General features: G+C 62.9%; 20 protein-coding genes and 1 tRNA gene. 13 read left to right on the top strand and 8 right to left on the bottom strand.

The annotated features are described in order from the left end of the window. Positions 1–80: 80 nt before the first annotated feature. From BAU06_RS07175 to BAU06_RS26535, 4 genes are all read left to right on the top strand, one after another. A complete protein-coding gene (locus BAU06_RS07175) occupies positions 81–1346 on the top strand; it encodes an aspartate kinase (protein ID WP_066346231.1) in 1266 nt (421 codons plus the stop codon). 239 nt (positions 1347–1585) lie between these two features. Further along, positions 1586–1678, top strand: a tRNA-Ser gene (locus tag BAU06_RS07180). A 190-nt stretch (positions 1679–1868) separates the two neighbouring features. After that, positions 1869–2852: a tyrosine-type recombinase/integrase gene (locus BAU06_RS07185; protein ID WP_066346249.1), complete on the top strand. Its 984-nt coding sequence runs from the start codon at positions 1869–1871 to the stop codon at positions 2850–2852. Continuing rightward, complete coding sequence (locus tag BAU06_RS26535; RefSeq protein WP_156770175.1) at positions 2849–4090, top strand: hypothetical protein; 1242 nt, start codon at positions 2849–2851, stop codon at positions 4088–4090. The genes BAU06_RS07185 and BAU06_RS26535 overlap by 4 nt, the downstream gene beginning before the upstream one ends. Before the next feature lie 92 nt (positions 4091–4182). Here BAU06_RS26535 and BAU06_RS07195 read toward each other — a convergent pair whose 3' ends face one another. The 4 genes from BAU06_RS07195 to BAU06_RS07205 all read right to left on the bottom strand — a co-directional run bounded on the left by BAU06_RS07195 (position 4183) and on the right by BAU06_RS07205 (position 9587). After that, on the bottom strand, positions 4183–6597 hold the full coding sequence (locus tag BAU06_RS07195) for an SIR2 family protein (RefSeq protein WP_082993550.1): 2415 nt from the start codon (positions 6595–6597) through the stop codon (positions 4183–4185). Positions 6598–7270: 673 nt separating this feature from the next. After that, positions 7271–8272 carry a Bug family tripartite tricarboxylate transporter substrate binding protein gene (locus BAU06_RS07200; RefSeq protein WP_066346264.1) on the bottom strand — a complete coding sequence of 334 codons (1002 nt, stop codon included), beginning with the start codon at positions 8270–8272 and terminating at the stop codon, positions 7271–7273. 319 nt (positions 8273–8591) lie between these two features. After that, the gene (locus BAU06_RS26540; RefSeq protein ID WP_156770176.1) at positions 8592–8840 is read right to left on the bottom strand and encodes a hypothetical protein; all 249 of its coding nucleotides are present in this window, start codon (positions 8838–8840) and stop codon (positions 8592–8594) included. 24 nt (positions 8841–8864) lie between these two features. Next, the gene (locus BAU06_RS07205; protein WP_082993551.1) at positions 8865–9587 is read right to left on the bottom strand and encodes a M15 family metallopeptidase; all 723 of its coding nucleotides are present in this window, start codon (positions 9585–9587) and stop codon (positions 8865–8867) included. A gap of 407 nt (positions 9588–9994) precedes the next feature. On the opposite strand from BAU06_RS07205, the gene BAU06_RS07210 reads away from it, so the two are divergent. Further along, positions 9995–11014 carry a tripartite tricarboxylate transporter substrate-binding protein gene (locus BAU06_RS07210; protein WP_197509460.1) on the top strand — a complete coding sequence of 340 codons (1020 nt, stop codon included), beginning with the start codon at positions 9995–9997 and terminating at the stop codon, positions 11012–11014. Between the two features lie 75 nt (positions 11015–11089). Here the strand turns inward: BAU06_RS07210 and BAU06_RS07215 are convergent, their stop codons facing one another. Further along, positions 11090–11686, bottom strand: coding sequence for a GNAT family N-acetyltransferase (locus BAU06_RS07215; protein WP_082993553.1), 597 nt, complete (start codon positions 11684–11686; stop codon positions 11090–11092). 60 nt (positions 11687–11746) lie between these two features. On the opposite strand from BAU06_RS07215, the gene kdsA reads away from it, so the two are divergent. After that, a complete protein-coding gene (kdsA, locus tag BAU06_RS07220; protein ID WP_066346270.1) occupies positions 11747–12601 on the top strand; it encodes a 3-deoxy-8-phosphooctulonate synthase in 855 nt (284 codons plus the stop codon). An 87-nt stretch (positions 12602–12688) separates the two neighbouring features. Here the strand turns inward: kdsA and BAU06_RS07225 are convergent, their stop codons facing one another. The 3 genes from BAU06_RS07225 to gcvA all read right to left on the bottom strand — a co-directional run bounded on the left by BAU06_RS07225 (position 12689) and on the right by gcvA (position 14506). Then, positions 12689–13015: a helix-turn-helix domain-containing transcriptional regulator gene (locus tag BAU06_RS07225; RefSeq protein WP_066346276.1), complete on the bottom strand. Its 327-nt coding sequence runs from the start codon at positions 13013–13015 to the stop codon at positions 12689–12691. Between the two features lie 7 nt (positions 13016–13022). Further along, positions 13023–13472: a type II toxin-antitoxin system RelE/ParE family toxin gene (locus BAU06_RS26015; protein WP_231934009.1), complete on the bottom strand. Its 450-nt coding sequence runs from the start codon at positions 13470–13472 to the stop codon at positions 13023–13025. A 128-nt stretch (positions 13473–13600) separates the two neighbouring features. Next, entirely contained in the window at positions 13601–14506 is a 906-nt protein-coding gene (gene gcvA / locus BAU06_RS07230; protein WP_066346279.1) for a transcriptional regulator GcvA, read from the bottom strand. Between the two features lie 172 nt (positions 14507–14678). Here gcvA and leuC point away from each other — a divergent pair, with 172 nt between their 5' ends. The 7 genes from leuC (at position 14679) to BAU06_RS07265 (ending at position 21445) form a co-directional block, all read left to right on the top strand. After that, entirely contained in the window at positions 14679–16175 is a 1497-nt protein-coding gene (gene leuC, locus BAU06_RS07235; protein ID WP_082993555.1) for a 3-isopropylmalate dehydratase large subunit, read from the top strand. Next, on the top strand, positions 16172–17089 hold the full coding sequence (gene leuD / locus BAU06_RS26840) for a 3-isopropylmalate dehydratase small subunit (protein ID WP_082993556.1): 918 nt from the start codon (positions 16172–16174) through the stop codon (positions 17087–17089). Before leuC ends, leuD begins: the two co-directional genes overlap by 4 nt. Then, complete coding sequence (locus BAU06_RS07245) at positions 17086–17973, top strand: isocitrate lyase/PEP mutase family protein (protein ID WP_066346296.1); 888 nt, start codon at positions 17086–17088, stop codon at positions 17971–17973. Before leuD ends, BAU06_RS07245 begins: the two co-directional genes overlap by 4 nt. Before the next feature lie 70 nt (positions 17974–18043). Beyond that, the gene (locus BAU06_RS07250) at positions 18044–19054 is read left to right on the top strand and encodes an ABC transporter substrate-binding protein (protein WP_066346302.1); all 1011 of its coding nucleotides are present in this window, start codon (positions 18044–18046) and stop codon (positions 19052–19054) included. 2 nt (positions 19055–19056) lie between these two features. After that, positions 19057–19947 (top strand): ABC transporter ATP-binding protein, encoded by an 891-nt coding sequence (locus BAU06_RS07255; RefSeq protein WP_082988048.1) that lies wholly within the window; start codon positions 19057–19059, stop codon positions 19945–19947. Then, entirely contained in the window at positions 19944–20696 is a 753-nt protein-coding gene (locus BAU06_RS07260) for an ABC transporter permease (RefSeq protein ID WP_066346306.1), read from the top strand. The genes BAU06_RS07255 and BAU06_RS07260 overlap by 4 nt, the downstream gene beginning before the upstream one ends. Further along, complete coding sequence (locus BAU06_RS07265; protein WP_066346309.1) at positions 20693–21445, top strand: ABC transporter permease; 753 nt, start codon at positions 20693–20695, stop codon at positions 21443–21445. Before BAU06_RS07260 ends, BAU06_RS07265 begins: the two co-directional genes overlap by 4 nt. The last annotated feature ends 607 nt before the right edge of the window (positions 21446–22052 follow it).

Consider the following 22052-nt stretch of genomic DNA (forward strand, 5'->3'; position numbering starts at 1 on the left):
CCAGCGTTTTTTCCACGGCACGCTAAAATACCCAGCTTTGCCTGCCGGGCATGACGGCAGATTTCCAGCCAGAGTACGAGATGTCCCTGATCGTTCACAAGTATGGCGGTACCTCGATGGGCTCGGTCGAGCGCATCAAGAACGTGGCGCGCCGCGTCGCGAAGTGGCATGCCGCCGGCCACAAAATCGTGGTCGTGCCCTCCGCCATGGCAGGCGAGACCAACCGCCTGCTGGGCCTGGCGCGTGAGATCACGCCGCAGCCCGACGGCCGCGAACTGGACATGATCGCCGCCACCGGCGAGCAGGCATCCAGCGGCCTGCTGGCCGTGGCCCTGCAGGCCGAGGGCGTGCCCGCGCGCAGCTACGCCGGCTGGCAGGTTCCCGTGCGCACCGACTCGTCCTACACGAAGGCCCGCATCACCTCCATCGACGACGCGCGCATCCGCGCCGACCTGGATGCCGGGCGTGTGGTCATCGTCACGGGCTTCCAGGGCATCGACGACGACGGGCACATCACCACGCTGGGACGCGGCGGTTCCGATACTTCCGCCGTCGCCGTCGCCGCCGCCATCAAGGCCGATGAGTGCCTGATCTACACCGACGTGGATGGGGTCTACACGACCGACCCGCGCGTCGTGCCGGAGGCACGCCGCATGCCGGTGGTGTCCTTCGAGGAAATGCTGGAGATGGCCTCGCTGGGCTCCAAGGTCCTGCAGATCCGCTCCGTCGAGTTCGCCGGCAAGTACCGCGTCCCCACGCGCGTGCTGTCCTCGCTGACCGACCCCATGATTCCGCTCGACGAGGAAATGCGCTCGGGCACGCTGATTACCTTTGAGGAAGACGAAAAAATGGAAGCCGCCGTTGTCTCCGGCATCGCCTTCAGCCGCGACGAAGCCAAGATCACCCTGCTGGCCGTGCCGGACAAGCCCGGTGTCGCCTACTCCATCCTGGGCCCCGTCGCCGCCGCCAACATCGACGTCGACATGATCGTGCAGAACCAGTCGGTCGCCGGCACCACGGACTTCTCCTTCACCGTCAACCGCAACGAATTCCTGCGCACCATCGACGTGCTCAAGCGCGACGTCATGCCCGCCGTCCACGCGCGCGAACTCGTCACCGACGACAAGGTCTGCAAGGTCTCCATCGTCGGCATCGGCATGCGTTCGCACGTCGGCGTCGCCAGCCTGATGTTCCAGACGCTGTCGAACGAAGGCATCAACATCCAGATGATCAGCACCAGCGAGATCAAGACCTCGGTGATCATCGACGACAAGTACATGGAATTGGCCGTCCGTTCGCTGCACAAGGCGTTCGGGCTGGACCAGGCGCCGGGCGAGAAGGTCTGAGGCCCGGGGCGGCCGGGGCGGCCACCCGAAGGCCTGGGCCGACGGCGGCCGGCCGCCGGAAAAAGGGCCGGCTCGGTTGAGGACGATGGCCGGAAAGGTTCGCGTCGCCGGCGGACATCCGGTCTGGAAAGCTCGGGTTACCGGCGGACGACGGGCGTTGAAAGCCGGCTGCGAATCGCGCCGTTGCGGCCGTGTGACAGCGAAGCCGCCCATCTTTGTGCTAGAATCGCGAATTCTTCGGAGACGTGCCCGAGAGGCTGAAGGGGCTCCCCTGCTAAGGGAGTATGTGGCCAAAAACTGCATCGTGGGTTCGAATCCCACCGTCTCCGCCAAGAGCTTGCACAGAGTTGGCTCGCATTGTCCTGAAACCCGCACAGCGTAAGGCTCTGCGGGTTTTTTGTTGCCTCGGTCTGCCCCCCGGCGACCCTTGCCAGCCCACCGATTGTGAGGGTATTTTTGCGGGTACTTTTCGGCTTGAGGGTATCCAGGCCGAAAAAATACCCTCAATTCCAAGGGGCACGAATGGCGGGAAATGCCAAGCTCACGGAGATAAAGATCCGCACGGCCAAGGCGCGCGAGAAGAGCTACAAGCTCGCGGACGGCGGCGGCCTGTACTTGCTTGTCGCGACCGATGGGACGCGTTACTGGCGCTACAACTATCGCTTCCACGGCGCCTATCGCACGATGTCCTTCGGTATCTATCCGGAGGTGTCGGCCAAGGCTGCACGGGAGCAGCACCAAGAGGCGCGCCTCAAGCTTGCCGCCGGCGTCGACCCGATGGTCGAACGAAAGCTGCAAAAGCTGACTGCCCGGGAGGAAGCGGAACGAGACTTCGAAACTATCGCCCGGCAAATGTGGGCTGACCAGCGTGCTGCCGGCAGGTCGAAAGGGTATGTCGACTCGGTGTTGGAGAAGTTGGAAAAAGATGTGTTCCCTTGGATCGGCAAGCGACCGATAAGCCAGATCCAAGAGCCAGAGGTCCTGGCTATCTTGAACCGAGTGGAGCAACGTGCCGCCGAAACCGCGCGACGGTTGCGTACCATCTGCGGGCAGGTCTTTCGTTATGCAATGGCGCGCGGTTATGCGAAGTATGATCCGACGGCGTCCATGCGCGGGGCCATCATCACGCACAAGGCAAGGCACTTCGCGGCGATTACATCGCCAGAGGAGTTCGGAAAGCTGCTACGTGCTATGCGCGGCTATTCGGGCGAGCTGGTCACGCGGTGTCTGCTGCAACTATCGCCGCTTGTGCTACGCAAGGGCATGTCGGCGAAGGATGCACCTGGCAAGCGGTACGATGTTTATGGTATTGACTATGGTTGTTACGTTGACCTGATCAACACCGCGAGGGCGCCCAAAGGGATGCTGGATCTGGGGGATGCCTCGGCCGAATTCTCGGCCAAGGTACCGAAAACCGATCTCCGATCCATTCGCCGTTGCATCCTTGATTTGAACGAATTCTATGAAGGCGGGGCTCCAGACGCAGCCGCCGCTGCAGCTCTATGATGCGGCTAAAGGGAAAGTACCTGGAGCCGATACGAGCGTTCGCGAATGAGTTGGTGCCGCTTGAATGGCACAGAGCGGATGCGGTACCCGCCTTTGCTGGCGTCATTGACCTATTGAAGCGCTTGCATGGAAGGTGGCTCGGAGAGGCGGATGCGCGATCCTTCCTGTTCAGCGAGTTGGCTGTTTTTTCGGCTCCTGGCGCGGGGGTAAACGGCGCGTTGTCTGCCCCGGAAAATGCGGAGGTTCTTGAGCGTTTTGTGCGGCAGCTGCAAACGGCGATTGAGTCGTTGCCCAGAAATTATTGGCTTGAAATTGAGCTAGCGCGATTCCCAAAACTCGGGGAATTCTGCATTCCGTTGGCGGAAACAGTCGAACTCGTAGGCACTGACGAGCGGTTTGGCGGGAACACGTGGGCCGGAGCTTCAACGGCCGCTCGGCCTGATGTTGAAAACGCCGAGGGATGTTGTTATTTGCGCATCCGCACAAGCGGATACGGTTCTTCCTTTGCATATTCTCAAGCTGTATCCGCCGCCGTCGCTACAGCGAAACACTGTGCTTTATTTCTATTGAGGTATTGTGCTTGCGTGAACCTAGGGCCGTTCTCCGAGGTCTCAGCGCGGTGTAACCTGAAGTGGGACTCGGGTTTCTCGTCTAAGGTTTTTTTGAGTGATTCAGTCGCCCGCTTTTTCGGTGGCCTTGAAATGCAAGAGCACTTCCTGGAAGTGCTCGATTCAACGGCCGTGGGAAGCACGCTCCTTACTGGCCGCAGGCGTACAGCCGTGACCGCGGAAGAAAAAATCGAAGCAATGCGCGGTCGCATGTGGCGTGCGAGCGGATTTCTTCAACGGCATCGTCTGCCGCACTTCGCCGGTATATGTGCAGCCATGGAGTGGTACTTTGACTCAATAACAGTCGACAACCAGACGTTAGCCTATCTCGCAGCCTGTATTGGACTTGAGGCACTACTGGGGTACGGCGCCGAGACGCCTGACCGGATGGAAGCGATGTCCGTAAGGCTTGGTGACAGATACGGATTTCTCATGGGACAGGATCGGACCGATCGCGAGAAGCTTGCAGCGGAATACCGCGATGTCCTAGCCGTTCGCGGCCACCTTGTGCATGCCAGAAAGCCTAGACTTACTCAAAACGAGCTGGATAACCTGCGCAAGGCGCAGGAGATGTTGGGCAATGTGATCTGGAAAGAGGTGTCCACCCTATTAAAGTCGCCGACGGACTGACGAGTAAGAATTTTGGAGGGTGTTTTCAAATTTGGAATCGCATAGCTCATATATGGTGCGGCTATCGGTCTATTGTGCTGAGGACCCGTCAACTAACTGGAAACGCGTTCGAATGGTTCTCCCCTGCGTATGCATTCTTGCACGTACCGATCCCGATAAAGATTTCCCTTCGTTTGAGACGCCCGCCGGTAAATTTCCGCAAGTGAGCCGCGAAGCTGCTTCTGGAAATCTGGCGCCATCTTCGAGGACAAGGACTCGTAAGCATCGAATAGACTGCATGCGACCCGGAAGGGGTACTTGCGGATTTCTGTTCTTACTTGCCGAAGGACGATGTCGCGGGCTTGAAGCACTTGTTGCAAAGCGTCGACCGCCGGCTGGTCGGTTAGGGCTTTCTGTAGCAGGAAGCGCGCATAGTGATTATCAATCTGAAACGTGTCGTAGTCGTCCACCTTTGCGGCCCAGCTATAGGCATCGGCAAAATACGTTGCAGCGCGATCAAGAGCTCTATTCGTGAGACATCCGATAGCGTATTGAAGCCAGAATTGCGGATTGGCTCTAGTGCTCGGCAGGTCCTTTATGTTTTCGTAATAGCGAGTGATCGCCGCCAATCGCTGCTTTTCGGGGAGCATTTGTGCAACGTTGCTGTACCGCATCAGATCGGCGTGAACTTGAGCAAACAGTCGTTCTTGCCGCTTTAAGGCATCGGCCTGCCTGACCAGCCCAATAAGAACGTCCGCGATGTCGCCGGCCGAGAAGACCTTTTGCAAGAGGTGTTGAGCTAGTACAGAAGACCTGATTCGGACGTCCATGGACGTGATGTCGATGATGTCCTTCAATTCTTCGTATCGTCTGTATTTGCTCAAAATTAGGGCAGGCCCGAGAAGTTCCTGCAACACCGATACGCGAGGGATATGGTTTAGGACCGTCAATACCGACGTGGCTATCAACAAAGTCCGTACCCCACGTGAATCCGGCGACGAGGCCACCACCTCTCGATAACGCTCAGATACGTGCACCGCTTCCAATACCGACACAAGAAGATGAGGAAGCCTGGACTCGCAATCGTTGCGCAAATAGCTTAGTTTTCGGGCTTCGCCCCATGCCTGCCGCTCGCCCCATAACCCATGCCGATCGAGTAGATCGTTTGCGGACCGCAATTCGCTTTGCGTCAGTTCGTCAAGGTCGAATTCGACGGTTTTAAGCGCTAGATCATCGAGTTCGTCCGCTATGACTTCATGCGATGATGATCGTTCGAGAAGGAGTAGCCGACAATCGGAGCCCGTGAGTTCCACGATACGTTCCAACATCCTAAGATGGCGGCGATAGCCGTCGATGATGAAGACTTTGTCGCCGCTTGTACGTAGGATTTCTTCGACCTCCGACATAGCATCTGATGATGCAGTATCAAGGCGATAGACCAAGAAGCCGGCCCTGCTGAGCATATGCCCGACGACATAACTCAAGAACGTCTTTCCTGTACCCAGCCCACCATGTACTACGGTGATCCCGGGTGAGGAACGAATGGCCTCGAAGATCGGCACGACCTCCTGTCTAGGGAGGCAATACCGATATGCCTCTACGCTCGCGGCTTCGGGTAATAGCGATTCCATCGCTCGGCCATAGACCAGAAAATCTCGGACTTGTGCGTCGGTAGGTGGACTTGATGTGGGCTGGGGATCTTCTTGTCGTGTCCAGACGCTCAAAAGCAACTCTTCATCGCGGTATACGTGCTCCATGGCCTGAAGCCGCACTTGCTCAGCGAACGAGTCGACACCGATCGGTGCCAATAGGCCTAGGTCTGCAAGGTCTTCCGCATCTAACTCATTTGCCTCATCTATCGGTCCGATGACAAACAGCGATCTTTCCGACATGTCTTCCTCATATAGGATGCGCCGGATATCAAGGTCGTACATTGAATATCCAATGAAGACGATGGCTTTAGCTGAGCGCAAGTCGGAACGGAAGTGGAATGCCCATGGCGACCTCATGAAGTCGTCTGTTGCATAGCTTGTGGTAGTTAGCTTGAACGACGTACCCAGTCGGCTCGCCGATACGCGGTCCACAGAGCCATTGATATGGATGATGACGTTCTGCTTATGAAGGTGATCTCTCGGTTCGTCTATCGCGTCAAGTGACGTCACCTTCCCATTTGCCTGTTTGCGGCCGACTTCATATACCGTGTCGTAGTTAGTCGTGTAGACGCGGCGCCAGGGTAGAGAGGCTAGTATGCGATGACTTTCGCTTATGTCGCGGGGGGTGAATTGGTCGAGAATGAGATCGACCAGCGCCGTCTCCGGCTTTCGCCGAAGGTATGATGCCGCTGCTTTGTCTAACGGTGCAGCTTTCCCTCGGTAGCCAGCTTCTGCCAACAGCACCTCGGCTAGCTTTGTGCCGGACGGAATAGGACCCGCAACGCGGTTCTGTGCACCATGGCTGAACCCGCCGCCAGTAAAGAGGACCGCGTTGCCATCCAATACGTGCCCGATAATCCGCTCAATTCCGTACATGTAGATTCCGCGACCGAAGTGTTAACATGAGTATCGTTTAGATACATCGTACGCCACTCGGTTAAGGACTACAACATGATGGGGAGCGCTTGGAGACGAGCGTCCCCCTTCGTCCGCGCAGTGCCGGGAAGGTTCGCGTGCGCCGAGCAGTTCACAATGCCTGCAGCTGCGTAAGCAAATCGCAGCGTGTCATACAGTGCGCAGACAGCAGTTGTGCATCGATATCGTGTACTGCTCCTTGCCGGCAGGAGTCAGCTCAACTATGACTAGGTGCCCGCAGCGAAGTACCAGCGTCACTCGTATGGCAGAGGCGTTGGCTCTTGACACCCTCCGCACTTCGACGACGCCGGCAGATAGTTCTGTGACTTATGTCATTCACCCCGACATGCTCAGTTGGGTGTGCACCAATGTCGCGCAGCCCTCAAGCGCACAGCGCAATTTCCTGTATCGCGAGAGAGGGTATTTTGGAGGGTATTTTTCAAATCGAAACGCGGATCTTCGCATTGGCGTTGGCTAACAGAGTAGTGTACGGATGACACCGTCTCCGCCACCAGCTCGCACAGAGTTGGCCCGTATTGCCAAAAAACCCGCACAGCGTAAAGCCTGCGGGTTTTTTGTTACCTCGGTCTGCCCTCGGAGCGCGCTTCGGGGCTGCGCCGGCCGCAATGCCGTTTCAGTGAAGCGGCTTGATATTCCGCATCCGCAGAATTCCGTTCCACCGGACGGTCTCTTCGGCGATCAGGTCCTTGAACGCCGTCTGCGTATTCGGTTGCAGCGGGGCGGCGAAGGATAGCCGAGCCATCTCATCGTGCATTCCCGGGTCCATGAGCGCCGCGTTGATCGTTCGGTTCAGTTTCGCGGTCACATAAGCAGGCGTCCCGGCCGGTACCAGAAGACCCGTCCAGTTGCCAAGTTCAAGTCCCGACAATTGCGGCGCGCCCGCTTCATCCAAGGTCGGAACATCGGGCATAGTCTGTATCCGTACGGACGACATCGCGACGATGGGCCTGAGTTTGCCGGCCTGGATGTGCGGCAGCGCTTCGGCAACACTCGCGACATAGATGTCTATCCGGCCGCCCATCACGTCCGTCAGCGCTTGGGCCCCACCGTTGTACGGAACATGCTGCATGTCGATGTCCAATTCCTGTTGCAGCAGTTCACAGAGCAGATGCGTTGTCGTTCCCATTCCGGCGGATGCGCAGCTCAGGGCCCCCGGATACGTCCTGGCGAGCCTTACCACATCGTCGACGGTACCGATCCCGGCGTGCATGCCGCTCACCATGACGTATTGCATTGTCGCGACCAAACCCACCGGGACCAGGTCGCGTGAGAAGTCGTACTTCATGCTTCCGTACATGGTTTTGTGAACGGTGTTTGGTCGTGCGCCAAGAAAGAGCGTATAGCCGTCCGGCGCCGCACGCGCCGCATACTCCGCGCCGATATTGCCGCCGGCGCCAGGCTTGTACTGGACAACCATCTTCTGTCCGAGCGCTTCACCCAGGTGGCGCGCAAGCAGCCGGGCCAGCGCGTCCGTACTTCCGCCAGGTGGGAAGCCAATCACCAACGTAACCGGGCGCTGGGGATATACCTCTTCCTGGTCGAATGCCATGGCTCCCCATGGCAGGGTAGCGCCCGCTACAGCAAGGGCTGCGAGGTTCCGCTTGAGATAGTGCATCTCGTCTCCGTTCTAATGTTTCTCGCGACACGCCAGCGTGATTTCGAAGAGATTGCAGGCATGATGCGGGATGCTGATCCGCCCGAAAGCGCGGGCGGATTTGGGTAACGCGTGGGGCGTCGCAGTTGCGGCAGTGGCGATTCACTGTCGTCTACACGGAGTTCCCGGCCAGATAGTGTGCCGGGATGCCTTGGATCAGGCCGCCTCCGCGGCGCCGGTCGGGCCGCGAGGCTCGGCGGCCGGGCCATGAAACAGGCGTCCTCGCGTCCAGCTGTGCATTCGCTCGGCCCCATCCGTTTTCGTTATAAGAGTAAGAGCGCTAATCGGCATGCATGCCCGAGAAGCTCTCCGCGATTTCGTCATCGTCGCGATCGATGTTGTCCGGTACCGAGAAAAGCCCCATCGCGACGCCTAATCGTTGGGCGGCGCGCAATTTCGGAATGGAGTAGGGCCTGGCGGGGGAATGTTCCCGGGTGGTGCTCGCAGCCAGCGGTGCCTGGGCAGCGTTGATCGTGTCGACCCGCTCGGAGGGGTGACGCCTTCGCTTCATGACTTTCGGGAATCCCATGCGGGTCCTTGGAAAAGAACGGCCCTACGCCAGCGGAAAATCGAAATAAGTATCCGGAAACGGCTCTTTCGCCAGCTGGAAATGCCACCATTCCGTCTCTATCGCCCGAAAGCCGGCCTGGCTCATCAGCGTGCGCAGCAGCAGCCGGTTGGCCTTCTGCTGCGGCGTCAACGCTTGATAGGACGGATGCGATTCCGGTCCGAAATAATCGTAGGGCGTACCGAAATCCAGCGTCTCGCCGGGCTTTCCGTCGATGGGCGCGAGAGTCACGTCCACCGCGCTGCCCCGGCTATGGCTGGATCTTTCCGCCAGGTAGCCGTCGCGGATCAGATACCGTTTATCGACGTTGGGATAGAAGTCGGCCTTCATCCGTTCTTCTCCAGGCTCCTGGGTCCACGCGATGAAGTCGTTCACGGCGCGCTGCGGCCGGTAGGCGTCCAGGATGCACAGGGTCAGGCTGAAAGGCGCGAGCCGGTCCACGACCTGCAAGACGGCTTGCGCCGCGCGCCGGGCAAGCAGGCATTTGTTCGCGTGGTAACCCGCGATGGGCCGTCCGATGAAGTTGTTGCGGCCTGCGTAGCGCATATCGATCCGGATATGTCGCGGTTTGTCCTGGTTGGCCAGTTCGGCCAGGTCGACGAACGCCGGCGGCCTCGGCTGCCGGCCGGCGTCCGTCGATCCGGGTCCAGCTGGCGCGATGGATAGCGAAGGGCACAGGGCGGTGGCTTGGAAATGTACTAACGACATATGCGGTGCCTGAAGTATCGGAGGCCAGGAAAGATGGCGTCGCCAAAGGATACGCGGTGCCTGGCAGGTATGCGAGCCGTGGCGGCGGCGGGTGATAAGGCCTATGCACTGCCGACAAGGTCGCGAGCCCGGGCAGTATCCCGCGATGCGGGAATATGCGGCGCTCGCAAGCGCGCGGTCGCGGCGACCATGTGCTTAGGGAATATCTGGTGCCAAGGGAGCATATCGGCTGCCCGGGCCGCAGTCCAAGGAATATGCCGCCCCGCGGTGACGGCGATATACGCCTGCAATCGCCCGTTCGCTCCCCTAGCCGTCGACGGAACGTGGATCCGTTTCCTGCCACTCACCCGACCTTCCGGCCCCGCCGGATGGCCCTGGCCAGGGCATCGATGGAACGGAGACAAACAATGCAATTATCCAGGTTGGAATTCGCGGCGCTTGCGCTGATCGGCAGCACGATCCCGATGGAGGGTTACGCAGGCGAAGTGGGCGGCACATTCCCGAACCGGCCCATCACATTGGTGGTCGGATATGCCACCGGCGGCGGCGCGGATACCTTGGCACGCCTGCTGGCCGAGCGCATGGCGCAGGACCTGCAGCAGAAAGTGGTGGTGGAAAACCGTCCTGGCGCCGCCAGCAGCATCGCGGCCGGTTCCGTCGCGCGGGCCGCCGGGGATGGCTACACCCTGTATGTCAGCACGCACCCCACACCGCCGCGGGCGGCGGCGGCCGACGATGCCGGGGCAGGGGGCAATTCCTGCGTGGCGGCCCACGAACGTGACGCAGGCGGCCTGGTGCCGATCGCGCTGCTGGCCACCGTACCCAATGTGCTCGTGGTCGGTCCCCAGGCGCCGATAAGTGACATCGATACCCTGGTCACGCTGGCGAAGACCTACCCGCGCATGCTGAGTTTTGGATCGCCGGGCGTCGGTTCGCCGCCCCACCTTCTAGGCGAGCTGTTCCTGCGCAGGACGCAAACGGAGCTATTGCACGTGCCGTATCGTGGCGGTGCCTTGGCGATACCCGAGGTCATCGCCGGGCGCGTGGATGTGCTGTTCATCTCCTTGCCCGGCGCCCTGCCGCATCTGCGGGCGGGCACGGTCCGCGGGCTGGCCATCATGTCGCGTCAACGCGCCACGGCAATCGATACCATTCCGACGATGGAAGAGGCCGGCGTGCCCGGTATCGATCTGGAAACCCGGTTCGGACTGATGGCGCCTCCTGGGACGCCACCCCACGTCATCGCTCGGTTGAACGAATCGGTCAACGCCGCGCTGATGAACGCGACGTTGCAGGAAGCATTCGTCGCACGCGGCTATGTGGTCCCCGGTGGGCCCAATACCCCTGAACTCTTCAAGGCGCTCGTGGCGGGCGAAGCCGGCAAGTGGGGGGCGATTGCTCCAGGCGGCGGCGTCACCGGGAACTGATGTATTCGTTCTGCCAGCGCTGCCGGAGCCGACGTATTCGCGCAGCCCTGCTCCGGGAGCCGAACATTCCCGCGATTATCTCGCCAGCGCCTTGCTCATCACCATGCTGCGGTAATTGGCGTGCTTCCACTGTACGTACTCGACGAAGCGATACCCGCGTGACGCATACCAGCGCTGTAGATGGGTCGCCGGCTCCGCGGTATCCAGGGCGATCTCCCGCGCGCCGGATTCCCGGGCGCGGGTTTCCGCGATCGTCATCAAGCGGCTGCCCAGGCCGGTCTGCTGGAAGGCCGGGTCCACCGCCAGCTGCGCCAGGCCGGCGACGTCCGGCCGATCCAGCCACGCGCTGCCACGGGTCCTGTCGATGGGCTTGAAGAGCACCGTCCCGATGATGGCCTGCTCGCGCAGCGCGATATAGCACTCGGCCAAAGCCATGCGCTGGCGGGTCACTTCCTCCGGCTGGTCGACGGCCATGTAGCGCAGGCCCATGGCCCCCAGCCGGGCGTAGGCTCGATGCAGCAGGGCGGTCAACTGCGCGATATCGTCGTCGGCCGTGGCCAGGCGGATCTCAGTGGCATCAGGGGCATCAGGGGCATTAGGGGCATTAGGGGCATTAGGGGCATTAGGGGCGTCGGGGGCATCGCAGGCGGGCAGCGGGGGCGGATTGTTCATTTTCTTCGGGCCGGGCCAGGGGACTATGATTCTACTTTTACCTAGTCCGGACCCAGGATCATGTCTCAGTCCCTTGTTTCCATTACGCCCGACATCGTGTGCGGCAACGACCGGCCTTTCGTGCTGTTCGGCGGCATCAACGTGCTGGAGTCGCGCGAGCTGGCCTTGCGTTCCTGCGAGCACTACCAGAAGGTGACGCGCAAGCTCGGCATTCCGTATGTTTTCAAGGCGTCGTTCGACAAGGCCAACCGATCCTCCATCCATTCCTATCGCGGCCCGGGACTGGAAGAGGGCTTGAAGATTTTCGAGGCCGTCAAGGCCGAATTCGGCGTGCCGGTGCTGACAGACGTACACGAGCCCTGGCAGGCGGACCCCGTTGCGCAGGTCGTCGACATCCTGCAATTACCGGCCTTCCTGGCGCGGCAGACCGACCTGGTGGTCGCGCTGGCGAAGACCGGCCGCGTGATCAACGTGAAGAAGCCCCAGTTCATGAGCCCCTCCCAGGTCCAGAACGTGGTCGAAAAACTGGTCGAGGCCGGCAACGAACAAGTCATCCTGTGCGACCGCGGCACCAGCTTCGGCTACGACAACCTGGTGGTCGACATGCTGGGATTCGGCGTCATGAAAAAGGTCAGCGGGAACCGCCCGGTGATCTTCGACGTCACGCACGCCTTGCAGCAGCGCGCGGCGGGCGCCGCGGCATCGGGCGGACGGCGCGAGCAGGTCGTGGAACTGGCGCGCGCCGGCATCGGGACCGGGCTGGCCGGCCTGTTCCTGGAGGCCCATCCGGACCCCGACAACGCCAAATGCGACGGTCCCAGCGCCTTGCCGCTGGATAAGCTGGAGCCCTTCCTAACCCAGATCAAGCGCCTGGATGACCTGGTGAAGTCCTTCGAGTCGCTGGGTATACGCTGATTGCGCGCTTCGGGCTACGGTCAGGTGGCCGCACGACCCGCACCGCCAAAGGCAGCGTCATGAGCTTTGGTTCGTGCGTTTCACACCTTATGCGTGTGACTTCACATCGTGGACCTCTAGATTGACGCCGAGGCGCTTTGTGATGGCGCGGAAGATGGCGGCCAGGTTATCCATGCTTGGATTGCCGCTCCGTGAGAGCATACGGTGAAGGCTTTTGCTTGGCCGCGCCGTTTCATGGGCAAGCTGTTCAAAACCGACCGTTGCGTTCACCAGGTCTCGCAAAATCAAGCGCGCGATTTCTGCTTCGCCATTGAGGAACAGCGTCGCCGCTTCATCGAGAAGTGCTTTGGCGAACGCGGGATCACGTTCGACGCGTTCTACGATCGTCGCCTTGAAGTCGCGCGTCAGTGCCATGTGGCCATCACCTGTGTGGATTGGTCGATCTGGCCCGGGCCTCGCTGCCTGCCATTTTTTTTCGGTCCTTATATTCCGCATAGAGGAGCTTTACTCGTTCAATGTCCTTCTGCTGGCCGCGTTTCGTACCACCACCGAACAGCACGATCAGGGTGCGCCCATCTCGCGCAAGGTATATGCGGTATCCAGGGCCCCAATCGATAACGTACTCACCTATACCGTCGAACCATTTGATGTTGGACGTGTTGCCACGTTCCATACGCAGCTGGGCAGTCGAAACCTTGGCGGCGACTTGTGCAGGCAGTCGATCAAACCATTTGCGGTACGGGCTGGAGCCATCTGGCCGGAGGTATTCTTCAACGCGAACGCACATGGCTGTTGAGGATGGTAACTCAAAAGTTACTATAGGAGGTGCGCTAGCGCCAAGAGCGGCCCCCGGCCTTCCTTGGCGCTTCATGCGCCGATCATGAAAGCGCGCGTTGGTGGGCTGTATCTTTATACAGTTCCATGCTGGAACGCGATCTTCACGCGTAGCCGCCACCGTGCGCCCGCCTGCCATCGATTCCCGTCACCCCCAGCGGCCCGTCATCGCGCCGCTTCTTCCATCTGCGCGGTCTCCTGCACGATCCAGGCCTCGAAGGCTTTGATCAAGGGGGAGTCCTGGCCGGTCCTGGGGTAGGCCAGGTAATAGGCGTTGTCCGTGTGCACGCGCAATGACAGCGGGGCCAGCAGCCGCCCCGTGCGCAAGTCGTCTTCCACGAAGGCCCGCTGCGCCATGACGATGCCCAGCTCGTCGACCGCGGCCTGGTAGGCCAGCGCGGAGTTCTCGAATTTCAGTCCGCTGTTGCCGTCTATCGTGGTCACGCGCGCCGCGGCCAGCCACGCCGGCCAGTCGGACGCCCGGTGCATGGAACAGAGCAGGACGAAGCGGGCCAGATCGGACGGGTCGCGCGGCGGCTCGCCGTGCTTGAACAGGCCCGGGCTGCAGACGGGCAGCAGGATCTCGCCGAAGAGCTTGCGGCAGATTGCGCCCGGAATGGGCGCCGGCCCCGAATGGATGCACAGGTCGACCTCGTCGCGGTCGAATTCCACCTGCTGGTGCGAGGTGGTGATATGCACGTCGATATGCCGGTGCAAGGCATGAAACCGCGCCAGGCGCGGCACGAACCAGCGGATGGCGAAGGTGGGCGGCAGCTTGATGCGCAGGATGTTGTCCGTGGGACGCGTGCGCAGCTGGCGGGTCTGCGTTTCGATCAGGTCGAAGGCCGCGCGCAGGGTGGCGGCATAGGTCGCGCCCTCCGGCGTGGTCTCGATGCCGTGGCGCAGGCGCATGCATAGCTGCACGCCCAGCCAGTCCTCCAACTGGCTGACATGCCGGCTGACGGCGCCCTGGGTGACGGAAAGCTCCTGGGCCGCGCGGGTCAGGCTGCCGTTGCGGGCGGTGGCCTCGAAGGCCCGCAGCGCGTTCAGTGGGGGAAGGCGTCTGGCCATCTGCTCTGAGTTTTTCTCAAGGGAGCCTGCATAAATTTTGGTTTGAAGCGGCAGGGCGAGCAATTATCCTAACGCAAAACCTCCGCGAATAAAGCGGAAATCCGCGCGCTGCAGGCACGCGGTCCCAGAATGAACCGGGGTGCGTTGCAACATCCCTGGAGGAGAAAAAATCATGTCACCCGCTTTGGGGGATGGATCGGGGCCGACGGCCCTGCCTCGGGGCGCGGCCGCTTCAGCGGATCGCGTCGTGCGCGGGGATGCCGGTCCGTCCACGGTCTTCGACAAGATCTGGGATGCACACCGCATTGCGTGCCTGGACGACGGCCGCGAGCTTATCTTCGTCGACCGCCATGTCCTGCAGGAGACCACCAGCGCGGTCGCCTTTGCCGGCCTGAGGCGCGAAGGCCGCACGGTGCGCCATCCCGAACTCACCATCGCCACCCAGGACCACATCGTCTCCACCGAGCCGGGCAGGGACGAGGACACGTATCCAGGCGGCCGTGAGCTGTTGACGCTGATGCGCGCCAATGCGCTGCAAGGCCATATCCGGCATTTCGGCATCGAGGATCCCCGCCAGGGCATCGTCCATGTCATCGCGCCGGAACTGGGTTTCGCGCTGCCGGGGTCCATCCTGGCCTGCGGCGACAGCCATACCTCCACCGCCGGCGGGCTCGGCGCGTTGGGCATAGGCGTGGGCACCAGCGAAGTGGAACACGTGCTGGCGACACAGACGCTGGCCCTGGCCAGGCCGCGCAATATGCGGGTGCGCTTCGCCGGCCGGCCGGGTGCCGGCATCACCGCCAAGGACCTGATCCTGCTGGCGATGGGCGCCCTGGGCGTGGCGGGCGGACGCGGATGCGCCGTCGAGTACGCCGGCGAGGCGGTCCAGGCCCTGCCGGTGGAAGGGCGCTTGACGCTATGCAATATGTCCATCGAATTGGGCGCCCGGCTCGGACTGGTGGCGCCCGACGAGAAGACCTTCGAGTACGTGCGGGGCCGGGAGTACGCCCCCGCCGGCCCCTTGTTCGAGCAGGCGGTGCGAGCCTGGCGCGGGCTGGCAAGCGACGCGGATGCGGTTTTCGACCGGGATGTCACGGTGCGGTGCGACGGCATCGCGCCGCAGGTGACCTGGGGCACCAATCCTTCGCATGTGGGCGGCGTGGACGGGCGGGTGCCGGATCCGGCCCGCTACGACGACGCCCGGCAGCGCGACAGCGTGGCGGCCGCGCTGCGCTACATGGGACTGGCGCCGGGCATGCCCCTGGAGGGCATCCCCATCGACGTCGCCTTTATCGGTTCCTGTACCAATTCGCGGCTGTCGGACCTGCAGGCCGCCGCCGCGGTGGTGCGGGGCCGGCACGTGGCGCCGGGCGTGCGCGCGCTGGTGGTGCCCGGGTCGATGTCGGTCAAGCGCGAAGCCGAAGCCCTGGGCCTGCACCGGATATTCCGCGAGGCCGGTTTCGAATGGCGCGAGGCCGGCTGCTCCATGTGCGTCAGCATCAACGAGGACACGGTGCCGGCCGGCGCGCGCTGCATCGCCACCAGCAACCGCAATTTCGAGAACCGGCAGGGGGCTGGCAGCCGTACCCATTTGGCGAGTCCCGCCATGGTGGCCGCGGCCGCGCTGCATGGCCGCATCACCGACGTGCGCAGGGAGACCGCGGCATGAGAACGCCCGTGCGGGAGATAGAAGGGGTCATGGCGGTGATGCCGATGGCGGACATCAACACGGACGCCATCATTCCGTCGGTATGGCTGCGCACCGCCACGGCCGACATGGGCAAGGGCCTGTTCGGCGGCTATCGCTACGATGCGGATGGCCGGGAGCGGCCGGACTTCGTGCTGAACCGCGAGCCTTACCGCCACGCGCGCATCCTGCTGGCCGACGAGAACTTCGGCTGCGGCAGCTCGCGCGAAGCGGCCGTGTGGGCCTTGGCCCAATTCGGCATCGGCTGCGTGCTGGCGCCCAGCTTTGCCGACATCTTCTACGAGAACGCCTTTCGCAACGGCCTGGTGGCGGCCATCATCGACCGCCGGGCTTACCAGGCGTTGCGCGATGCGGCGCGGGAGCGCGAACGTGGGCTGGCGGCAAGCGGTCCCGTGACGACGCCGGCGCAAGCAGGCGTTCCGCAGGCCGATGGCCGGCAATCGACCCGCCGGCAGTCCGATGACCGGCAATCGGATAACCGGCAATCCAATGACCGGAACTCGAATGACCGGAACTCGAATGACCGGAACTCGAATGACCGGAACGTAAATGTCCGGAACGTAAATGACCGGCAATCGGATCGCCCTCCGGCCGCCGGCTCGCCGACCGGCAGCCCCGCGTCGAACCCGGCATGCGCGCATTCCGCCGCGCCGGTCTGCCGTGTCGATCTTGCCAGCGCCACGGTCACGGGTCCGGACGGGGCGGTGCATCCCTTCAGCATTCCCGCATCGCGCGCCCAGGCGCTGATGCGCGGCGACGACGAAATCGCCATGACCCTGTCCCACCTGCCCGCCATCGAAGCGCATTACGAACGCCTGCGGACCGGATCCGCCTGGCTCTATCCCGCCGCGCTGCAAAGGAGTTCCGCACCATGACCCGACCCAGCCTACGCCAGGCGCTCGAGCGCGAGACGCCGCTGGTTACGCCGCTGGCCCACGATGCGCTGTCCGCGCGCCTGATCGAGCAGGCGGGCTTCCATGCCTTCGCGGTGGGCGGCTCGGCCATGCTGGCCGCGCGCCACGCCTATCCGGACATCGGGCTGATCGGCCTGACCGATATGGTCGACGGCCTGCGCGATATCGCCGCCGCCTCCCGCCTGCCTTTCGTGGCCGATGCCGACGACGGCTACGGCGACGTCAAGAGCGTGGCGCGCCTGGTGGCCGCCTACGAGGCGATCGGCGTCGGCGGCTTCCTGCTGGAGGACCAGAGCCGCGACCACAAGCAGCAGCGCGCCGACAAGGCGGCCATGGTGGTCGACGAAGCGGTGATTGAGGCCAAGCTGCGAACCGCGATGCAGGCCCGCCGCAATCCGGAGACCCTGGTCATCGGGCGCACCGATGCCTACGGGCCGCTGGGGCTGGACGCCGCGCTGCGCCGCGCCGAGCGCTTCCTGGCCATAGGCGTGGAGGGCATCTTCATCGCCGGGCTGCGTACCGAGGACGACTACCGCCGCGTGGGCGCCGCCCTGCGCGGCGTTCCCTATCTGTCCGCCGCCATGTTCGAGGGCGGCGACACGCCCTGGCTCAGCCCGGCCGAGCTTGGCGCCATGGGATACACGCAGGTGTCCTATCCCGCCAGCCTGATCCTGCGCGTGACCCAGGCGCTGCGCGACGGGTTGTCGGCGCTGCGCCGCCACGCCGATGGCGTCGAGCCGCTGGTGCCGCTGGCGCAAGGAGCGGAAGCACGGCAGGCGCTGGATCGCGCGACGGACCTGGCCGGCTGGCGTGCCATCGAGAGCGGGCAGGCGCCACGCGCGTAACGCGCCCCGACCTAGACATCACGACCGCTGCGCGGATCCACCGCGGCAGCGAAGAAGAAAGGAGGAGACCATGCATACGATACTCAAAGGGGACGCCACCAGGCGCTGTGTGGGCGCTGCCGTGCTGGCGCTGGCGCTGGCCACGGCGGGAGGCGCGCGGGCGGAGGACATCGTCGTCAGCAACTACGGCGTTTCGGCCAACGGCATGCCCTTCGCCGTGGCGATGGCCAAGGGCTTTTTCAAGCAGGAAGGCGCCAATGTCACGGGCATCCTGACGTCGGCCGGCGGCGGCACGACCCTGCGCAATATGCTGGCCGGCAACGCTCCGTATGCGGAGGTCAATCCGAACGCCGTCATCGCGGCCGCGCAGCAGGGCGCGGACATCAAGATCGTCAGCGACAACGTCCTGACCGTGGCGGAATTCGTGTGGGCGGTGAAGAAGGACTCGCCGATCAAGTCCGTCAAGGACCTGAAGGGCAAGAAGATGGGCTACACCAACCCGCGGTCCACCAGCCAGGCGCTGGCGACGCTGGTGCTGCAATCCGGCGGCCTGAAGACGGAGGACGTCGAACTGGTCAAGACGGGCGGCTTCGGCGAAGGCGTGGCGGCGCTGGATACCGGGCTGGTGGACGCGACGCCCATACCGGAACCGCTATGGTCCAAGTATCGCGACAAGTACCGCGCCATCGCCGTGGCGCAGGATATGCTGCCGCCCATCGCCAATGTCATCGGCATCGCCGCGGGTTCGGGCGTATCGCCGGAGCGCGAGGCCTTCATCAAGGGCGTGATCCGCGCGCGCAGGTTGGCCGTGGAGTACATGGAGAAGAACCCCGACGAATCGGGCGATATCGTCGCCAAGGTCTACAACCTGGAGCCCGCCGTCGCGCGCGCCGCGGTGCGCAATCTGGTCACCAGCCGCACCAATGGCATCCCGTACTGGGGGCCCGGCGACATCCACATGGACGGCCTGAAGCGCGCCGTCGACGTGCAGAAGATGGTGGGCGCCATCAAGGGCGACGTCGACCTGGATAAGCTAATCGATACCCGCTACCTGCCCGACGATCTGAAAAAGGTGAAGTAGCCATGGCCAGTGTCGCGCAAGTCTATCCGCACGCCTTGCCGGGAAGGCGGCCCGGCGATCCCAGGCCGGGCGCGCCGGCCGTCGCGCACGTTTCCATGCGCGGGGTGGACAAGCTGTTCACCCGCCCCGGCGGCAATCCCGATGACACCATCCACGCACTGGGCCCCATCGATCTGGAGCTGCGCCAGGGCGAGTTCTTCGCCGTGGTGGGGCCGTCGGGATGTGGGAAGAGCACCTTGCTGGAGCTGGTGGCCGGGCTGTCCACCGCCACCCGGGGCGAGGTCGCCTTCGAGGGCGAACCGATTGTCGGCCGTATTCCGGACGGCGTGGGCGTGGTGTTCCAGGAAGATGCGTCCTTCCCCTGGCTGACGGTGCGCGAGAACATCGCCTTCGGCCTGCGCCGGCAACGCATCGCCGCCGAAGAGAAGGCCCGCCGGGTCGACCGCGCGCTGGCCATGATGGGCCTGGCGCCCTTCGCGGGAAGCTATCCGGCGCAGCTTTCCGGCGGCATGCGGCAACGCGTGTGCATCGCGCGCACGCTGGTCACGGAGCCGCGGCTGATCCTGCTGGACGAGCCTTTCGGCGCACTGGACCAGCAGACCCGCCTGCTGATGGGCGACGAGGTCCTGAACCTGTGGCGCAAGACCGGCGCGACGGTTTTCCTGATCACGCACGCGCTGGATGAAGCCGCCATGCTGGCGGACCGCATCGGCGTCATGTCGGCGCGCCCGGGACGCCTGATCGACATCGTGGAAACCGGCTGGCCGCGCGAGCGCGACAGCCGCATCGTGCAGGAGGAACGTTTCGGCACGATCACGGCCCGCCTGTGGCGTGCCCTGCGGGAAGAGTCGATGAAGTCCATCGGCGCGATGTCGCCCGGGGCGCGGCCATGAAACGGGCCCGCGTGTGGCGCCTGGGCATCCTGGCCGGGTGCGTCGCCTTGCTGGAAGTCCTGTGCCTGGCCGGGGTGATCGACAAGCTGACCATGCAGCCGCCGCACCGCATGATCGTGGACATGGCCAACATGCTGGTGTCGGGCTCGCTGAACGGCGCCATCGCCAAGACGCTGGGCAATGCGGCAGTGGCCTTCGTGGCGGCGGTGGTGCTCGGCGTTTCGGGCGGGATCGTCATCCACCGCCTGCGCCGCGTGCGCGACACGCTGGAGCCGTTGTTCGCGACCTATTACGCCATTCCGGTTTTTGCGTTTTATCCGCTGCTGATCATCGTGTTTGGGCTGAATGCGGCGCCGCAGATTTTCATCGGGGCGATGCTGGGCGTGGTGGCGGTGGTGGTGAATACGCTGAACGGACTGGACCGGGTCCCCAATGTGTTGCTGAAGACGGCGCGGATCCAGCATATGGGCTGGCGCGAGACGGCCTGGCGTATCACGCTGCCGTACGCGGCCCCCTACATCCTGACCGGCGCGAAGCTGGCGGTGGCCTATTCGCTGATCGGGATCATCGGCGCGGAGTTCATCATGTCCAACGGCGGCATGGGATACGAAATCAGTTTCGCCTACAACAATTTCGACAATACGACGATGTATCCGCTGATCCTGCTGATCCTGGTAGTGTCGGTGTCGATCAATATGCTGTTCGCCCGGTGGGAGAAGGCGATCCTGGCACGCAGGGGGTTGCGATGAACCGAGGTACTTCCATATTGCGCAATACCCTGACGCTGTTGGTGGCGGTGCTGGCGGTGTGGCAACTTCTTTACTGGATCGTGGGCGATGTGGCGTTGCGCTCGCCGGCGCAGACGCTGGAGTTCACGCTGCGTTTCGTGACCACGGCGCAGTTTGCCGGGCATTTGGCGGAGACGGCCAGCGCGTTCGGCATGGCGCTGGTGCTGGCGGTGGTGATCGGGCTGGCGATAGGGTTCGGATTGGGTGGGCACCGGTTCCTGGGCGAGGTGTTCGAGCCCATGCTGATCGCGCTGTATTCGATCCCGAAGATCACGCTGTATCCGATCCTGTTGCTGGCGTTCGGTCTGGGGATATCCTCCAAGGTGGCGTTCGGGACGATACATGGGGTGATTCCCATCGCGCTGTTCACGATCAACGCGGTTCGCAATGTGCGCTCGGTGCATCTGAAGACGGGGCGGGTGATGGCGCTGGGGCCGTGGGATATGGTGACGCGGATCGTCTTTCCGTCTGCCTTGCCGGAGATTTTCGCCGGATTGCGGATCGGGTTTTCCTTGACCTTGATCGGGACCTTGCTGGGGGAGATGTTCGCGTCGCAGCGGGGGTTGGGGTTTTTGCTGATGAGCGCGATTGGGTTGCATAACGTGGATCTGATTATGACGCTGACGGTGTTGCTGACGTTGTTCGCGGGGGCGGCTAGTGTGGTCTTGCTGGCGATCAATCAGAAGCTGCGGCTTAGGATGAGTGCTTAGGGCATCTGATTCGGCTCGGTCGCGGGGGCTTGATCTTGGTGATGTCGTTGATCTTGCTGATGCTGTTGATCTTGCTGATGCTGTTGATCTTGCTGATGCTGTTGATCTTGCCTATGCCGTCCGGTGGGGGAGATGCCTGTCGTGGCCGGCCCGCTCGGGCGGTCCAGGGCCTTCGCCCTGGACTTCCGCTTCGTCTTCCTCCTTCGGCGGCCGAAGTGGCGGTGTTTTTCTTGCGTTTTTTTGCCCGGCCGTCCTGCGTACGGAAGCCCTCGCGCGCCCTCGGACGGGCCGGCCCCGACAGGCATCTCCCCCGCCGGACTCACGGGTTGCCTTAGAGGCGGTCGCTGGGGCGGCTCGTGTTCTTGGCCCTTCGTGGGCTTTGTCTGTGGCCCAAGAATGATCTGCCGTTGCCCGTCGTTTCTGGGCCGCCCTGCGCGGCCCAGAAACGCCTTCGCGGTGGGGTATACGGAGGTTGCTGGTAATGCGACGGTTGCTGGGGATTCCACGGGCGCCGCTGTCGCCGTGGGGGGCAGGGGGGCTCGCTATTGCAATGTGGTCGTATCGAAGGTCGGTGCGTCGCCACGTGTGAGGCGCGTGCGATCGATGA

It is taken from the genome of Bordetella bronchialis (assembly GCF_001676705.1).
Classification (GTDB): Bacteria; Pseudomonadota; Gammaproteobacteria; order Burkholderiales; family Burkholderiaceae_B; genus Bordetella_C; species Bordetella_C bronchialis.

What these genes read in the sequence shown, in the direction of transcription:
- BAU06_RS07255 (WP_082988048.1), top strand. Translation starts at nt 19,057, where the DNA reads ATGGCCAGTGTCGCGCAAGTCTATCCGCACGCCTTGCCGGGAAGGCGG.
- BAU06_RS07265 (WP_066346309.1), top strand. Translation starts at nt 20,693, where the DNA reads ATGAACCGAGGTACTTCCATATTGCGCAATACCCTGACGCTGTTGGTG.
- BAU06_RS07250 (WP_066346302.1), top strand. Translation starts at nt 18,044, where the DNA reads ATGCATACGATACTCAAAGGGGACGCCACCAGGCGCTGTGTGGGCGCT.
- leuC (WP_082993555.1), top strand. Translation starts at nt 14,679, where the DNA reads ATGTCACCCGCTTTGGGGGATGGATCGGGGCCGACGGCCCTGCCTCGG.
- BAU06_RS07175 (WP_066346231.1), top strand. Translation starts at nt 81, where the DNA reads ATGTCCCTGATCGTTCACAAGTATGGCGGTACCTCGATGGGCTCGGTC.
- BAU06_RS07210 (WP_197509460.1), top strand. Translation starts at nt 9,995, where the DNA reads ATGCAATTATCCAGGTTGGAATTCGCGGCGCTTGCGCTGATCGGCAGC.
- BAU06_RS07260 (WP_066346306.1), top strand. Translation starts at nt 19,944, where the DNA reads ATGAAACGGGCCCGCGTGTGGCGCCTGGGCATCCTGGCCGGGTGCGTC.
- BAU06_RS07195 (WP_082993550.1), bottom strand. Translation starts at nt 6,597, where the DNA reads ATGTACGGAATTGAGCGGATTATCGGGCACGTATTGGATGGCAACGCG.
- leuD (WP_082993556.1), top strand. Translation starts at nt 16,172, where the DNA reads ATGAGAACGCCCGTGCGGGAGATAGAAGGGGTCATGGCGGTGATGCCG.
- kdsA (WP_066346270.1), top strand. Translation starts at nt 11,747, where the DNA reads ATGTCTCAGTCCCTTGTTTCCATTACGCCCGACATCGTGTGCGGCAAC.
- BAU06_RS07225 (WP_066346276.1), bottom strand. Translation starts at nt 13,015, where the DNA reads ATGGCACTGACGCGCGACTTCAAGGCGACGATCGTAGAACGCGTCGAA.
- BAU06_RS07215 (WP_082993553.1), bottom strand. Translation starts at nt 11,686, where the DNA reads ATGAACAATCCGCCCCCGCTGCCCGCCTGCGATGCCCCCGACGCCCCT.
- BAU06_RS07185 (WP_066346249.1), top strand. Translation starts at nt 1,869, where the DNA reads ATGGCGGGAAATGCCAAGCTCACGGAGATAAAGATCCGCACGGCCAAG.
- gcvA (WP_066346279.1), bottom strand. Translation starts at nt 14,506, where the DNA reads ATGGCCAGACGCCTTCCCCCACTGAACGCGCTGCGGGCCTTCGAGGCC.
- BAU06_RS26015 (WP_231934009.1), bottom strand. Translation starts at nt 13,472, where the DNA reads ATGAAGCGCCAAGGAAGGCCGGGGGCCGCTCTTGGCGCTAGCGCACCT.
- BAU06_RS26540 (WP_156770176.1), bottom strand. Translation starts at nt 8,840, where the DNA reads ATGGGATTCCCGAAAGTCATGAAGCGAAGGCGTCACCCCTCCGAGCGG.
- BAU06_RS07200 (WP_066346264.1), bottom strand. Translation starts at nt 8,272, where the DNA reads ATGCACTATCTCAAGCGGAACCTCGCAGCCCTTGCTGTAGCGGGCGCT.
- BAU06_RS07245 (WP_066346296.1), top strand. Translation starts at nt 17,086, where the DNA reads ATGACCCGACCCAGCCTACGCCAGGCGCTCGAGCGCGAGACGCCGCTG.
- BAU06_RS07205 (WP_082993551.1), bottom strand. Translation starts at nt 9,587, where the DNA reads ATGTCGTTAGTACATTTCCAAGCCACCGCCCTGTGCCCTTCGCTATCC.
- BAU06_RS26535 (WP_156770175.1), top strand. Translation starts at nt 2,849, where the DNA reads ATGATGCGGCTAAAGGGAAAGTACCTGGAGCCGATACGAGCGTTCGCG.